A 13,963-nucleotide genomic window follows, 5' to 3' on the forward strand; every position below is an offset into this window, starting at 1 on the left:
GCTCGAGTCGACCTACATCCCGGAGGTGCGGGCGAGGACGAACCCGCCCTTGGAGCTGAGACGAGTCCAGCGGCCCAGGGTGTGAACCTGCGTGGCATCGTCCCCGGAGCCGAGGAAGCCCAACGAATAGGCGCCGAAGGCCGCACCGGCGGGGATCTGCGGAGTCTGTGTGACGGAGTCGCCCCAGACCCGCTCCCGCAGCTGCTCCACCACGGCGGCTCCCGCACTGTCCGGCACGGCGTCGGCGATCCTGCTGATTCCCTCCTCCGCAGTCTCCCGAAGAAGCGCATCCGTGACCGTGCCCTGGGGCTCCCAGCCGGAGCGCGGCGGAGTGACCGCGGCCCACGGGGCGTTGACCTGCGAGGGCGGAAGCGAAAGCTCCACATCCGAGCCCTCCAGGCGCGCCAGGCGCTCAGTGATCGAATCGAGCTCGACGGTCACGTCCGCGGACGAGGCCTCACCGAGCTTCATCGTCCGCAGGCCCAGCACGGCAGGCAGGCGCCCCACCAGGGAGCTGGGCGTCATCACCGGCACCCAGGCGGCCACCACCGGGCCCACGGCCTGCAGGCGGATGCCCTGCTGCTCGATTTTCTTAGCGCGCTTCACATAGGTTCCGAGATCCTGGAGCGCGGCGGCCTCAGCGAATTTCAGGGTCTGCGTCATCCCTGACATTCTCGCAGGTAAGCGTGCCGATGAAATCCAGCAGGGCGGTATTGTGGCGGTGAATTACCTGACGGTAGGCACAGCGGAGGGAGACCGATGCCGGAGAGCAGCGACCAGGGGACCAGCGGCGCGAGGCCCACTGCCGAGGAGACGGTGAGGCAGTTCGCCGCGATGTTCGAGCTCGAGGAGATGGAGGGCGAGGACCAGTTCCTCGCCCCCGTGTATGAGCAGGCGTTCTGGCGCATCTTCGGCGGCCAGGTGCTGGCGCAGTCAGCGGCGGCTGCGATGCACACGGTGGATCCGGCGCGGGCCATCCACTCCGTGCACGGCTACTTCCTGCGGCCCGGCGACTCCAAGAAGCCCATCGAGGTCAGAGTGGAGCGCCTGCGCGACGGCGGGTCCTTCTCCGCCCGCCGGGCCCAGGCCTACCAGGACGGTCAGCCCATCCTGTCGATGATCACGAGCTTCCAGGTCGGCTCGCACGGACCGGCTCATCAGATGCAGATGCCTCAGGGACTTCCATCGCCTGATGAGCTCGCTGATCCGGCCGAGCTGCTCGGCCATGTGAAGCACCCGGTGGTGCAGGAATGGGGCGTGGGCCGCCCCTTCGACATCCGGCATATCGACCGCCCCGTCTACCTGGAGGCCGACCGGGAGCGTCGTCCTACTTCTGCGGTGTGGCTGCGCACCAAGGCCGCGCTCCCTGAGGACCCCAACATTCACCGTGCGGCGATGCTCTACGCCTCCGACTACCTGCCGTTCGAGCCCATGATGCGCCAGCACGGCCTGTACTGGGCGAAGCCCGGGCTGAAGATGGCTTCGCTGGACCACGCCATGTGGTGGCACCGGGCCGCACGCGCCGACGAATGGCTGCTGTTCGTCATGGACTCGCCCTCAACCCAGAGCGCCCGCGGCCTGGCCGCCGGGTGGATCTTCACCCGCGACGGCGATCTCGTCGCCTCCGTGGCCCAGGAGGGGATGATCCGCCCGCCCCAGGGCCTCAAGCCCCGGATCCAGGAGACGGTCCAGCGCACCTCTGCGCGCACGCCCAGGCAGGCCCACGAGAAATACGGGCAGGCCTGGCGCTCCCGCTACCTCGGACGGTAGACGCACGACGGCGCCCTCCGCCTACGCGTTGACCATGGAGTGCGCAGCGCGGTCGAGATAGTCCCAGAGGATCTCCTCATGCATGGGGGAGAGGCCTGCCTCCTTGACCGCGTTGCCCATGAACTTCAGCCATTTGTCCCGGGCCTCAGCGTCCACCTTGAACGGCATGTGGCGCATCCGCAGGCGCGGGTGGCCTCGCTCGGCCTGGTAGGTGCGCGGCCCGCCCCAATACTGCTCCAGGAACGTCAGCAGCCGGCGCTTGGCCGGCTCGAGGTCCTCCTCGGGGTACATCGCGCGGAAGTCCTCGTCCTCGGCCACCTGGGCGTAGAAGGCGTCCACAATCTTCTGGAACGTCTCTCGGCCGCCCACCTGGGCGTAGAAGCTGTTGGGGTCCACCTGGTCGGCCCCGTCCTCCGCCTCCACCGGGCGGCCGTCGGGCCCGGGAAGCACGCCGAGGTCTGCGGGGCGCGGGGGAGCGGGTGCACCCTCGGGGTTCTTCGGGGCAGGGTCAGCCGCGCCCTTCTGGGCTGGTCGCTCCTGCGGCTCCTGGTGGGCCTGCCGGTCAGGCCGGCCGGTCACTTGGGACGGGGGCTTTCCGGCAGGGCGCACTGTGGCGATCGGTGCGCCGAGGCGCTGGGAGAACTCCGGAAGCTGGGGAGGCTGCTGCTCATCGGACATAGTTCTCACAGCATAGGATGGGTGATGTTTGTTCCGGAACCTGACCGAAGGATCCCTATGCGCGTTCACATCGCCACCGACCACGCAGGAATGGAGCTCTCCGCCCACCTGGTGAAGCACTTGGCCGAGGCGGGCCACGAGGTCATCGACCACGGCCCCGCCGAGTACGACGCCGAGGATGACTACCCCGACTTCATCATTCCTGCCGCTGAGGCGCTTGCCGCGGACTGGGTCGCCGGCGAGCAGTCCGCGGGGATCGTGCTGGGAGGATCCGGAAACGGCGAGCAGATCGCGGCGAACAAGGTCAAGGGGGTCCGGGCCGCACTCGCCTGGAACCTTGAGACCGCTCAGCTGGCACGCGAGCACAACAACGCCAACGTGCTCGGGCTCGGCGGCCGCCAGCACAGCCTGGAGGAGGCGACCGGCATCGTTGACGCGTTCCTCGCCGCCGAATGGTCCGACGCCGAGCGTCACGCCCGGCGCATCCGCAAGATCACCCGCTACGAGAGCACCGGCACCATCAGTGCCTGAGGGACACACCCTCCACCGGCTCGCCTCCCAGATCAACCGGCTCTTCGCCGGCCGCACGTGGCGGGTCACCTCGCCGCAGGGCAGGTTCGACGCAGGCGCGGCCCGCCTCACCGGGCGCGCCCCCGAGCGGGCTGAGGCGCACGGCAAGCAGCTGTTCGTCCACTTGGGCCCGGACATCTGGCAGGTGCACCTGGGCCTCTACGGGGCATTCAGCTTCCGCGGCGACGAGAGCTTCTCCGGCGCCGACACGCTGGGCGCACCCCGCACCAAGACTCAGACGCTCAGCCCCGAGTACGACGAGGCCGGATGGATCGTCCCCGAAGCTCCGGCGGGAGCCGTGCGTGCTCGCGTCCACGTTCCCAACGGGTGGGCGGACCTGCGCGGCCCCTCAAAGTGCCAGGTGCTCAGCCCCATGCAGTATGAGGCTGTGACCCGCCGGCTGGGTCCGGACCCGCTGCATCAGCCTGACGGGCAGATCGACGCGGCGCTTGCGGCCCAGTTCCAGCAGAACCTCGCGCGCCGCCGAGTCAGCGTCGGCGCCGCGCTGATGGACCAAGCGGTCATCGCCGGCGTCGGGAACATCTACCGCGCCGAGTCCCTGTTCGCCGAAGGCATCAGCCCCGACGTCGCCTCGGCCGTCCTGGCGGAGGAGCAGAGCGCAGCGCTGTGGGCACGGCTCACCGCCCAGCTGCGCGACGGCGTCGCCGAAGGTCGCATCCGTACCCTCCGCCCCGGGGAGGAGCGCAGGCAGCCGCAGCGCCGTCACTGGGTCTACCAGCACCAGGGCACGCCCTGCCTGCGCTGCGGAGAGATCATTCGGATGAGGGAGCTGCAGGGCAGGCGTCTCTACTGGTGCCCGGGCTGTCAGCTCGTCCCGTAGAATCACCGGGTCAGCCGACACCCGACCCGCAGGAGAGCCGAAGCCCCGTGTCCGAGCAGATCAGCATCACCCTCAGCGGCGAGCCCACCACCATCGCGCAGGGCACCACCGGCACAGAGCTGTTCGCCGAGGAGAAGACCACCGCGGTGATGCGGGTGGACGGCGAGCTGTGGGACCTCTCCCGGGAGATTCCCGCAGGCGCAGAGGTTCAGCGGGTGGACATCTCGGAGCCGGACGGGCTGAACGTCCTGCGCCACTCCGCCGCACATGTGATGGCCCAGGCGGTCCAGCAGCTCTTCGACGGCGCGAAGCTCGGCATCGGCCCGTTCATCACCGACGGCTTCTACTTCGACTTCGACGTCGAGACGCCCTTCACCCCGGACGATCTCAAGCAGATCGAAAAGGCCATGCAGAAGATCGTCAAGCAGGGGCAGGCCTTCGAGCGCGAAGTCGTCACCCTGGGCGAGGCCAAGCGCCAGATGGCCCAGGAGCCCTACAAGCTCGAGCTGCTCGGCGAGGGCGAGAACGCCGCCGCGGCGGCCGAGGGCGCCTCTGTGGAGGTCGGCGGCTCAGAGATCACTGTGTACCACAACGTGGACCGCAATGGCGAGCGGGTCTGGTCCGACCTCTGCCGCGGCCCCCACCTGCCCAGCACCAAGCTGATCGCCAACGCCTTCGCTGTGATGCGTGCTGCCGGCGCCTACTGGCGAGGCCAGGAGACCAACCCGCAGCTGCAGCGCCTCTACGGCACCGCATGGCCCACCAAGGACGACCTCAAGGCCTACAAGGACCGGCTCGCTGAGGCCGAGCGGCGCGACCACCGCAAGCTCGGCCGCGAGCTGGACCTCTTCAGCTTCCCCGAGGAGATCGGCTCGGGCCTCTCGGTCTGGCACCCCAAAGGCGGTCTGGTGCGCGGCATCATGGAGCAGCATGCCCGTGCCAAGCACCTCCAGGGCGGCTACACCTATGTCTACACCCCGCACATCTCAAAGGCTGACCTCTTCGCCACGTCCGGCCACCTCGCCAACTACAAGGACGACATGTGGCCGGCCATCTCCATGGACGAGGAGGCCGACGAGGACGGCAACGTCACCAAGCAGGGCCAGGACTACTACCTCAAGCCCATGAACTGCCCCATGCACATCCTGATCTACAAGGAGCGCGGGCGCAGCTACCGAGACCTTCCCCTGCGGTTCGCAGAGAACGGCACCGTCTATCGCAACGAGCGCTCCGGCGCCCTGCACGGGCTCACGCGCGTCCGCGGCTTCACCCAGGACGACGCGCACCTGTTCGTCCGGCCAGACCAGCTCGAGGCTGAGGTCACCAAGGTGGTCGAGTTCGTCGTGGACCTGCTGCGCGACTTCGGGCTGGAGAAGTTCGAGCTCGAGCTCTCCATGCGCGATGAGCAGGAGGGAAAGTGGGTCGGCTCCGACGAGTTCTGGGATGCCGCCACCCAGGCCCTGCGCAACGTGGCCGTGACCTCCGGGCTCAAGCTCACCGAGATTCCCGGCGAGGCCGCGTTCTACGGCCCCAAGATCGACCTGAAGGTCACCGACGCCATCGGGCGCAAGTGGCAGCTCTCCACCGTCCAGGTGGACCCCAACCTGCCGGAGCGCTTCGAGCTGGAGTACACGGCCGAGGACGGCTCCCGCCAGCGGCCCATCATGATCCACCGGGCCCTCTTCGGCTCGATCGAGCGGTTCTTCGCCATCCTGCTGGAGCACTACGCCGGAGCCTTCCCCGCCTGGCTGGCACCGGTCCAGGTCCGCGGCATCCCGGTCGCTGAGCCGTTCAACGACTACCTCGGCGAGGTCATCGCAGAGCTCCAGGCCAAGGGCGTGCGTGCTGAGCTCGACGACGGCACAGACCGGTTCCCCAAGAAGATCCGCACGGCCTCGAAGGACAAGATTCCCTTCGCGCTGATCGCCGGCGGCGAGGACCAGGAGGCCGGCGCGGTCTCATTCCGCTACCGCGACGGCAGCCAGGAGAACCAGGTGCCCATCGACGAGGCCGTGGCCAAGATCCTCAAAGCCATCGAGGACCACGAAGCGTGAGAGTCCATGGCGTCTGAGGTCTTCGACGAGTTCCAGCTGGCAGGAGCGCCCGACGCCTTCCAGCGCCTCTGGAACCCGCACCGAGCGGCCTATCAGAAGCGCGGCCAGAACCAAGTCACCGGCGAGGGCGACTGCCCCTTCTGCGCCGGCCCGGAGCGCACCGACGAGGAGTCTCTCATCGTCCGCCGGGGCGAGACCTGCTTCGTGCTGCTCAACCTCTACCCCTACAACCCCGGCCACCTGCTTGTATGCCCCTACCGTCACGTCCCCGAGCTGACGGACCTCACTGACGAGGAATCTCGGGAATTCACAGCGCTGGCCCAGGACAGCATGCGCGTGCTGCGCACCGCCGCCAACCCGATGGGGTTCAATCTCGGCATCAACCAGGGCAAAGTCGGCGGGGCGGGGATCGCCCCGCATCTGCACCAGCACATCGTGCCGCGCTGGCAGGGCGACGCGAACTTCATGCCGATCATCGCTCAGACCAAGAACCTCTCGGCGACTCTCGGCCAGACCCGCAGCCTGGTCGCCGAGACCTGGGCCGAAGGCTCCTGGCAGGAGAAGGGCTGATGCTGAAGCACGCCCGGGCGTTCTTCTCCCGGCTCTTCGCCCCGTTGGCCCGGCTGCTGCTGAGGATGGGCCTGACGCCCAACGCTGTCACCGTCATCGGGACCGTCGGGGTCAGCCTCGGCGCCCTGATCCTCTACCCCCTGGGACAGCTGTTCTGGGGGACCGTCGTCATCACCCTGTTCATCTTCAGCGACCTGCTCGACGGGATGATGGCCCGGATGGGCAACCAGGGCACCGTGCTCGGCGGGTTTCTCGACTCCGTGCTGGACCGGGTGCAGGACAGCGCGGTCTTCCTCGGGCTGATGATCTGGTTCTACACCTCGGGGGACAATGCTCGCATCGGCTCGGTCGCAGCGATCTGCATGGTCCTCGGCCTGCTGGTCTCCTACATCCGGGCCCGGGCCGAATCGATGGGCTTCGACGCCAACGTGGGCATCGCCGAGCGGCCCGAGCGGCTCGTCTCCACCCTGGTGGCCGCAGGTCTGGTGGGGCTCGGACTGCACGAGGCTGTCCTGCACGTGGTGCTCGTCCTGCTGGCGATCGCCTCAGCAGTGACCGTGGCCCAGCGGATCACAGCAGTTGCTCAGCAGGCCAATCAGCCCCGCGCCGGCTGATGCCGGAGCACCCCCGGGCTCTCCGTTAGCCTGGTGCAGACGCTGAATCACCACCCCTGCTGACAAGAGGAGAACTATGGCCGGCCACTCCAAATGGGCCAACACCAAGCACCGCAAGGCTGCGGTGGACGCCAAGCGTGCGAAGATCAACGCCCGCTACATCAAGCAGATCGAGGTTGCGGCACGCAACGGCGGGCCCGACCCTGCTGGCAACCCGGGGCTTGACCTGGCTGTCGCGAAGGCCAAGAAGGAGTCGGTCCCCAACGACAACATCGACCGCGCCATCAAGCGCGGCGCTGGACTCACCGGAGACGCCGTCGACTACGAGGATGTCACCTACGAGGTGCGCGGCCCGGCCGGATCGGCCCTGCTCGTGGAATGCCTCACCGACAACCGAAACCGTGCCGCCGCTGACGTGCGCACCGCCGTCTCGAAATCCGGCGGCACCCTCGCCGACCCCGGATCGGTCGCCTTCATGTTTCAGCGCAAGGGCGTGGTCACCGTGCCGAGGACGGAGGGCCTCACCGAGGATGACGTCCTCGCCGCAGTGCTCGATGCCGGAGTCGAGGAGGTCTACGACCAGGACGACCGGTTCGAGGTCCGCTCCGAGCCCAGCGACCTCCAGGATGTCACCAAGGGCCTCGAGGAGGCCGGAATCTCCTACGACAACGACGAGGTCGCCTTCATCTCCGACATCAAGGTGGACCTCGAACTGGCCGACGCGAAGAAGTTCCTGCGCCTGCACGACGCTCTGGATGACCTGGACGACGTCCAGAGCATCCACACCAACGCGGACCTCAGCGCGGAGACCTTGGCCGCCCTCGACGCCGAGAGCTGAGTCCCCTGAGCCGCACCCGCTCCCAGACCCCCGGCGGCCTCTCAGGGACCGCCGGGACCTCCCGCACGGCACAGCGGATCCTCGGGGTTGACCCTGGGCTGACCCGGTGCGGCTTCGCGGTGATCGAAATGCAGCCCAACCGCACCGGTGCCTCGGTGCACGTGCAGGTGACCGCCACCAAGGCCGAGGAGGATCTGTCGCACCGCATCCTCGCCATACAGCGTGCCGCCGAAGAGCTGCTGGAGTCCTATGCGCCCGACGTCGTCGCGGTGGAGCGCGTCTTCGCGAGCAGCAACGCCCCCACCGCCATGGCAACCGCACAGGCCACAGGGGTCGTCATCGCCGCGGCGGCGGCCCGGGACATTCCTGTGGCCTGGCACACCCCCTCGGAGGTGAAGGCGGCGGTCACCGACGACGGAACCGCCGACAAGGACGCAGTCGCCCGGATGGTCCGGCGAATCCTCGGCCTGCCGGGACTTCCCAAGCCGGTCGACGCCACGGATGCCTACGCAGTGGCCATCTGCCATGCCTGGCGCTCCGGCATCGGCGCGGTCTACAGCATGTCAGCGGGAACCCGTACCCATCAGGGCGCCAAAACGGCCATGCAGAAGGCGGCAGAGACGCAGGAGGGCAGCATGACGCCGGCCCAGAGGGCGTGGCGCGCCGCGGAGAAGCGAGCCCAGGGCGGGTGAGGCCGCTAGAGTATTCGAAGATGTGTTCTAATCGCGCTTCGACAGTGAGGGAGGCAACGTCGTGATCTCAAGCATCCGCGGAGAGGTGCTGCACGTGGGACTCGACCATGCGGTGGTCGAGGTCTCCGGCTTCGGCCTGCACCTCAGCGCCACCGCCCAGACGCTCTCCCGGCTGCGCACCGGTGAGCAGGTCCTCCTGCAGGCCAGCTACGTCCCCAGGCAGGACGAGGCGCCGCTGCTCTTCGGGTTCGCCGAGGCGGGGGAGCGGGAGATCTTCACCACGATGCTCTCCATCTCAGGAGTCGGTCCGCGGCTGGCCCTGGCGGTCCTCTCAGTGCACACGCCCGAGGAGGTCCGGCGAGCCATCCGTGACTCGGACACCGCCGCGTTCACCCAAGTGCCCGGCATCGGCAAGAAGACCGCGCAGCGGATCCTGCTCGAGCTGGCCGGAAAGCTGGTCCTGGACAGCCCCGAGGAGCCCCCGTCAGCCCAGGGGCAGTCGGGGGCTGCCTCTGCCGCAGGGTCCTCAGCAGAGGTGACGGCGGCGCTGGTCTCCCTCGGATGGAGCGAAAAGGACGCGGAGCAGGCCGTCTCAGCATCGCTGACGGCTGAGCCGGAGCTGGCCGAGGCAGAGACCGCGGTTCTGCTGCGAGCGACTCTGCGCAGCCTCGGCGGCGGAAGGAGCGGCTGATGTCTGAGGCCGAGCGCGAGGAGGCCGGAGGCTCCCCCCTCGTCAGCACTGGAACCGCAGGGGAGGAGAAGCAGCTTGAGGCGGCCCTGCGTCCCAAGTCTCTGGAGCACTTTGTGGGCCAGCCGACCGTCCGCAATCAGCTTTCCCTGGTGCTGGAGTCGTCACGGATGCGGGATACGGCCGCCGACCACGTCCTGCTCTCCGGCCCTCCGGGCCTCGGCAAGACGACACTGGCGATGATCATCGCCGCTGAGATGGCCGCGCCGCTGCGGATCAGCTCCGGGCCCGCCATCCAGCACGCCGGTGACCTGGCCGCGATCCTCTCCTCGCTGACAGAGGGTGAGGTGCTCTTCATCGATGAGATCCACCGGATGTCCCGGCCGGCCGAGGAGATGCTCTACATGGCTATGGAGGACTTCCGGGTGGACATCATCGTCGGCAAAGGCGCCGGCGCCACCTCAATCCCGCTGGAGCTGCCGGGGTTCACGCTGGTCGGCGCCACCACCCGCGCCGGCCTCCTGCCGGGCCCCCTGCGGGACCGGTTCGGGTTCACCGCCCATCTGGAGTACTACTCGGCGGAGGATCTCGAGCGGGTGCTCCGCCGTTCCGCAGGGATGCTCGACGTCGATGTCACCGACGACGGCTTCTCAGAGATCGCCTCCCGCTCCCGCGGCACGCCCCGGATCGCCAACCGGCTGCTGCGGCGCGTCCGCGACTGGGCCCTGGTGAAGCGCGTGGACCAGGTTGATCACCAGGCGGCCTCCGAGGCGCTGGAGACCTACGAGGTGGACGCCCGCGGACTGGACCGCCTGGACCGGGCAGTGCTGCAGGCGCTCTGCACCGCCTTCCGCGGCGGCCCGGTGGGGCTCTCCACCCTGGCCGTGATCGTGGGAGAGGAGACAGAGACCGTGGAGACGGTCGCTGAGCCCTACCTTGTCCGGGAGGGCTTCCTCGCCCGCACCTCACGGGGACGTATGGCCACGGATGCGGCCTGGCGCCATCTCGGCCTCACCCCTCCCGCTGAGCCTGCGGCGGAGCAGCAGCTGCCGCTGGCGGACTCCGAATCCTGACTCAGGAATCCTCAGGGATCGGCGAAGCTTCACCTGTTACTGTGGACCGCTGTGAATCATCTTCCTCTTCTTACCCTGATCGCAGAGAACGACGGCAACGGCGACCCGGCCGGAAACGTCGCAGGCGACCCCTTCATCTGGATCATGCTCGGCCTGCTGGTGCTGTTCATGGTCTTCACCTTCCGCCGCGGCAAGAAGATGCGTGACCAGCAGCAGCAGGCCCACGCACAGGCGACCGTCGGCGCGGAGGTCGTCACCGCCGGGGGCATCGTCGGCACCGTCGTCCACCGGGACGAGGAGCGTCAGCGGCTCACCCTCGAGTTCTCCTCCGGCAACCGGGCAGACTTCCTGCTCGGCGCCGTCCAGCAGATCCTCGAGCCAGCGGCCTCCGAGCAGACCGAAGACCCCACCGACGACGACCCCTCCCGGCCCCGCGACTGATGGCAGCACCCAAGCCCGTGCGGCGGGCGCTCACTGCGCTGACCGCGCTGCTGATCCTGCTCGTCACCATGGGCGGCCTGCTTCTCTACGGGGTGCAGGAGGACCGTGCCCAATGGGCGCCTCTGCTGGCCCTCGACCTTGAGGGCGGCACCCAGATGGTCCTCTCACCCCAGGTCGAGACCGGCGAGGAGGTCGATGACGAGCAGCTTGACCAGGCTGTGGAGATCATCCGCCAGCGGGTGGACGGCACCGGCGTCGCCGAGGCCGAGATTGCGGTGCAGGGCGCCGAAAACATCGTGGTCAGCCTCCCCGGCACCCCGGACGAGGAGACACGCGAGCTCATCCAGGCCAGCGCCGACATGGAGTTCCGCCCCGTCCTCCAGCAGGGTAGCGACCCGCTCTACGCCCTGGAGCAGCAGGACCAGATGCGCGAGGAGACCCTCGACGCCGCCGAGGGCGAGATGAGCGACGAGGAGTTCGAAGCGCTCCAGGAGGACCTCGACCAGCAGGCCGCCCAGGCCGAGGAAGAGGCCGCCGAGGCCGAGGAGGACCAGGCTCAGCCCGAGGACTTCGACGAGCCCGCCGGAGAGCCGGAGAACCCCTCCGACCCCAACTGGATCACCCCCGAGCTGGCCGCAGAGTTCGAGAACTACCGCTGCAGCGACGAGATCTCCCTGGACGAGCGCGCCGAGTGGTCCGACGACGAGCCGATCATCACCTGCAACCCTGAGACGGGGGACACCTTCCTGCTCGGCCCGGTCGATGTCCCCGGGGAGTACATCGCCGATGCCAGCTTCGGCCTCGAGGAGAACAGCTGGATCACCACGGTGAGCTTCGACAGCGAGGGCACAGAGCTCTTCGCCGACTCCTCCTCCCGCCTCTACGGGCTCGAGGGCGCCCGCAACCACTTCGGCATCGTCCTGGACGGGCAGGTCATCATCGCACCGTCCATGAACGCCCCCATCTACGACGGCAACGCGCAGATCAGCGGCGACTTCACAGAGGACGAGGCTCGTTCCCTGGCAGAGCAGCTGCGCTACGGCTCCCTGCCGATGAGCTTCCAGATCGAGTCCGAGCAGCAGATCTCCGCCACCCTCGGCGCCGACCAGCTCCGCATGGGCCTGCTCGCCGGGCTCATCGGCCTGCTCCTGACGGCCGGCTACGCGGTCTACCAGTACAGGGCACTCGCCCTGGCCGTGACGATTCCCTCCCTGGTGGTCGTCGGCGCGCTGACCTGGTGGGCCATCGCCCTGCTCGGCTGGTCCGACGGCTACCGGCTCTCCCTCGCCGGAATCGCCGGGCTCATCCTCTCCATCGGGCTCACGGCCGACTCGTTCGTCGTCTACTTCGAACGTGTGAAGGACGAGCTCCGCGAGGGCCGTTCGCTCGCAGGAGCCGTGGAGTCCGGCTGGCAGCGTGCCCGCCGGACCATCCTGGCCTCGAAGGCCGTCAACATCATCGCTGCTGTGGTGCTCTACCTGGTCGCGGTCGGCAACGTCCGCGGATTCGCCTTCACCCTGGGCCTGACCGCGCTCATCGACGTCATCCTCGTCTTCCTGTTCACCCACCCGCTCATGCAGCTGCTGGCCCGGCGGAGGTTCTTCGCCTCCGGAAAGCGGTTCTCGGGCCTCTCCGCCAAGGAGCTCGGAGTTGATGTGCTCTACAAAGGCGCCGGCCGCTTCTCCCGCAGCAAGGTGGTCTACTCCGACCCGGGCGCCGTGGGCGCCGCGGCCGACGAGCCGGAGCCCGGCTCAGCGGCCGCTGACCGGCAGGAGGAGATCCCGGAGATCAGTAGGGAGGAATGGGCGAGCATGACCATCGCTGAGCGCCGCCGCGCCCGCCGGGCTGCCGCCCGGCGCCGCCCGGACACCCCTGGTGACGAGGAGCAGATGGCGGACCCTTCCCTCATGCAGTACTCCCAGGAAAGGGGTGATCGCTGATGGCAGCAGGCTTCGCCAAAGCCGGCAACCAGCTCTACACCGGCGAAAGGGCCTACCCGTTCATCCAGCGATCCAACGTCTGGTTCGCGATCGCCGCGGCACTCGTGCTGATCTCCATCGCCATCCCGTTTCTGCGCGGTGGATTCAACCTCGGCATCGAGTTCACCGGCGGCAGCGAGTTCACGATCTCCCAGACCGAGCAGACTGATGCCGAGATCGGTGAGGAGGCCGTGGCTGAGACCACCGGCCAGGACGCGACGGTCACCAATATCTCTCCGGGCACCATGCGGGTGCAGACCGAGGAGCTCGACGACACTGAGACTCTCCAGGTCGCCGAAGCTCTGCAGGAGGGCTACGAGGTCAGCGCCGACCAGGTGTCATCGACCTTCATCGGACCGGTCTGGGGCGAGCACGTCTCCCAGCAGATGATGATCGGCCTGGTGATCTTCCTGGCCCTGGTGGCGCTCTACATGACGGTCTACTTCCGGACCTGGACGATGTCCGTGGCCGCGATCTCAGGCCTGGGCTTCGTGGTGATCACCACCGTGGGCATCTACTCGGCCACCGACTTCGAGGTCACCCCCAGCGCCATCATCGGGTTCCTGACGGTTCTGTCCTACGCCTTGTACGACACCATGGTCGTCTTCGACAAGATCCGTGAGAACCTCACGTCCCTGCACAGCCAGAAGGACCAGACCTTCACCGAACGCACCAACCTGGCGATCAACCAGACGCTGGTCCGGTCGGTGAATACGTCCGTCGTCGGGATTCTGCCGGTGGGGTCCATCCTGTTCATCGGAGCCTGGCTCCTGGGGGCGGGCACCCTGCAGGACATCGCGCTGGCCCTGTTCACCGGCATCATTGTGGGCACCATCTCCACGATCTTCGTCCAGGCGCCTCTCTATGCCCGCATCCGCAGAGGGGAGAAGAGCATCCAGGCGCACACCGATGAGGTCCTCTCCCTGCGGGATGAGCGGGTCGCCGCGGCAGGCATCGCAACCATCACGCCCTCCGGCACACCGCTGGACCGCGACGGTCAGCCGATGGCCTTCCCGCCGCTGCCGGAGCCCGAGGATGAGGACGAGGATCCCGCTGTGCACGAGGCCGAGATTCCCGACTGGGACTCCCTCTTCGCCCCTGACACGTCCGGGGTTGAAGGCCCGCGTCAAGGTAAAGACCAGAGAGGTTCCTGAA

Annotated in this window: 15 protein-coding genes; 13 read left to right on the plus strand and 2 right to left on the minus strand. The window is 68.2% G+C overall.

Annotation, left to right across the window (positions count from 1 at the left end; translation table 11 throughout):
* Positions 1–12: 12 nt before the first annotated feature.
* Positions 13–663 carry a DUF8185 domain-containing protein gene (locus FWJ47_RS08185; protein WP_246126223.1) on the minus strand — a complete coding sequence of 217 codons (651 nt, stop codon included), beginning with the start codon at positions 661–663 and terminating at the stop codon, positions 13–15.
* Between the two features lie 96 nt (positions 664–759).
* Here FWJ47_RS08185 and FWJ47_RS08190 point away from each other — a divergent pair, with 96 nt between their 5' ends.
* Complete coding sequence (locus FWJ47_RS08190) at positions 760–1,770, plus strand: acyl-CoA thioesterase (protein ID WP_147106666.1); 1,011 nt, start codon at positions 760–762, stop codon at positions 1,768–1,770.
* A gap of 21 nt (positions 1,771–1,791) precedes the next feature.
* Here FWJ47_RS08190 and FWJ47_RS12280 read toward each other — a convergent pair whose 3' ends face one another.
* On the minus strand, positions 1,792–2,166 hold the full coding sequence (locus FWJ47_RS12280; RefSeq protein ID WP_246126330.1) for a globin: 375 nt from the start codon (positions 2,164–2,166) through the stop codon (positions 1,792–1,794).
* Between the two features lie 339 nt (positions 2,167–2,505).
* Here FWJ47_RS12280 and FWJ47_RS08200 point away from each other — a divergent pair, with 339 nt between their 5' ends.
* The 12 genes from FWJ47_RS08200 to secF all read left to right on the plus strand — a co-directional run bounded on the left by FWJ47_RS08200 (position 2,506) and on the right by secF (position 13,962).
* Entirely contained in the window at positions 2,506–2,979 is a 474-nt protein-coding gene (locus tag FWJ47_RS08200; protein WP_147106673.1) for a ribose-5-phosphate isomerase, read from the plus strand.
* Positions 2,972–3,859 carry an Fpg/Nei family DNA glycosylase gene (locus tag FWJ47_RS08205; protein WP_147106676.1) on the plus strand — a complete coding sequence of 296 codons (888 nt, stop codon included), beginning with the start codon at positions 2,972–2,974 and terminating at the stop codon, positions 3,857–3,859. Before FWJ47_RS08200 ends, FWJ47_RS08205 begins: the two co-directional genes overlap by 8 nt.
* A gap of 47 nt (positions 3,860–3,906) precedes the next feature.
* On the plus strand, positions 3,907–5,913 hold the full coding sequence (gene thrS / locus FWJ47_RS08210) for a threonine--tRNA ligase (RefSeq protein ID WP_147106678.1): 2,007 nt from the start codon (positions 3,907–3,909) through the stop codon (positions 5,911–5,913).
* Between the two features lie 6 nt (positions 5,914–5,919).
* Positions 5,920–6,483: an HIT family protein gene (locus FWJ47_RS08215; protein WP_147106681.1), complete on the plus strand. Its 564-nt coding sequence runs from the start codon at positions 5,920–5,922 to the stop codon at positions 6,481–6,483.
* Positions 6,483–7,097, plus strand: a complete 615-nt coding sequence (gene pgsA, locus FWJ47_RS08220; RefSeq protein ID WP_342779663.1) for a phosphatidylinositol phosphate synthase — start codon at positions 6,483–6,485, stop codon at positions 7,095–7,097. The genes FWJ47_RS08215 and pgsA overlap by 1 nt, the downstream gene beginning before the upstream one ends.
* Before the next feature lie 76 nt (positions 7,098–7,173).
* On the plus strand, positions 7,174–7,935 hold the full coding sequence (locus tag FWJ47_RS08225) for a YebC/PmpR family DNA-binding transcriptional regulator (RefSeq protein ID WP_147106687.1): 762 nt from the start codon (positions 7,174–7,176) through the stop codon (positions 7,933–7,935).
* A gap of 77 nt (positions 7,936–8,012) precedes the next feature.
* On the plus strand, positions 8,013–8,627 hold the full coding sequence (gene ruvC, locus FWJ47_RS08230; protein WP_281289260.1) for a crossover junction endodeoxyribonuclease RuvC: 615 nt from the start codon (positions 8,013–8,015) through the stop codon (positions 8,625–8,627).
* Between the two features lie 61 nt (positions 8,628–8,688).
* A complete protein-coding gene (gene ruvA, locus FWJ47_RS08235; RefSeq protein ID WP_147106692.1) occupies positions 8,689–9,318 on the plus strand; it encodes a Holliday junction branch migration protein RuvA in 630 nt (209 codons plus the stop codon).
* A complete protein-coding gene (gene ruvB / locus FWJ47_RS08240) occupies positions 9,318–10,388 on the plus strand; it encodes a Holliday junction branch migration DNA helicase RuvB (RefSeq protein WP_147106695.1) in 1,071 nt (356 codons plus the stop codon). The genes ruvA and ruvB overlap by 1 nt, the downstream gene beginning before the upstream one ends.
* Before the next feature lie 51 nt (positions 10,389–10,439).
* Positions 10,440–10,829, plus strand: a complete 390-nt coding sequence (locus FWJ47_RS08245; protein ID WP_147106698.1) for a preprotein translocase subunit YajC — start codon at positions 10,440–10,442, stop codon at positions 10,827–10,829.
* Positions 10,829–12,769, plus strand: a complete 1,941-nt coding sequence (gene secD / locus FWJ47_RS08250) for a protein translocase subunit SecD (protein ID WP_147106701.1) — start codon at positions 10,829–10,831, stop codon at positions 12,767–12,769. The genes FWJ47_RS08245 and secD overlap by 1 nt, the downstream gene beginning before the upstream one ends.
* A complete protein-coding gene (gene secF / locus FWJ47_RS08255) occupies positions 12,769–13,962 on the plus strand; it encodes a protein translocase subunit SecF (protein ID WP_147106704.1) in 1,194 nt (397 codons plus the stop codon). Before secD ends, secF begins: the two co-directional genes overlap by 1 nt.
* The last annotated feature ends 1 nt before the right edge of the window (position 13,963 follow it).

Origin of the sequence: Nesterenkonia populi (assembly GCF_007994735.1) — a bacterium.
GTDB lineage: Bacteria > Actinomycetota > Actinomycetes > Actinomycetales > Micrococcaceae > Nesterenkonia > Nesterenkonia populi.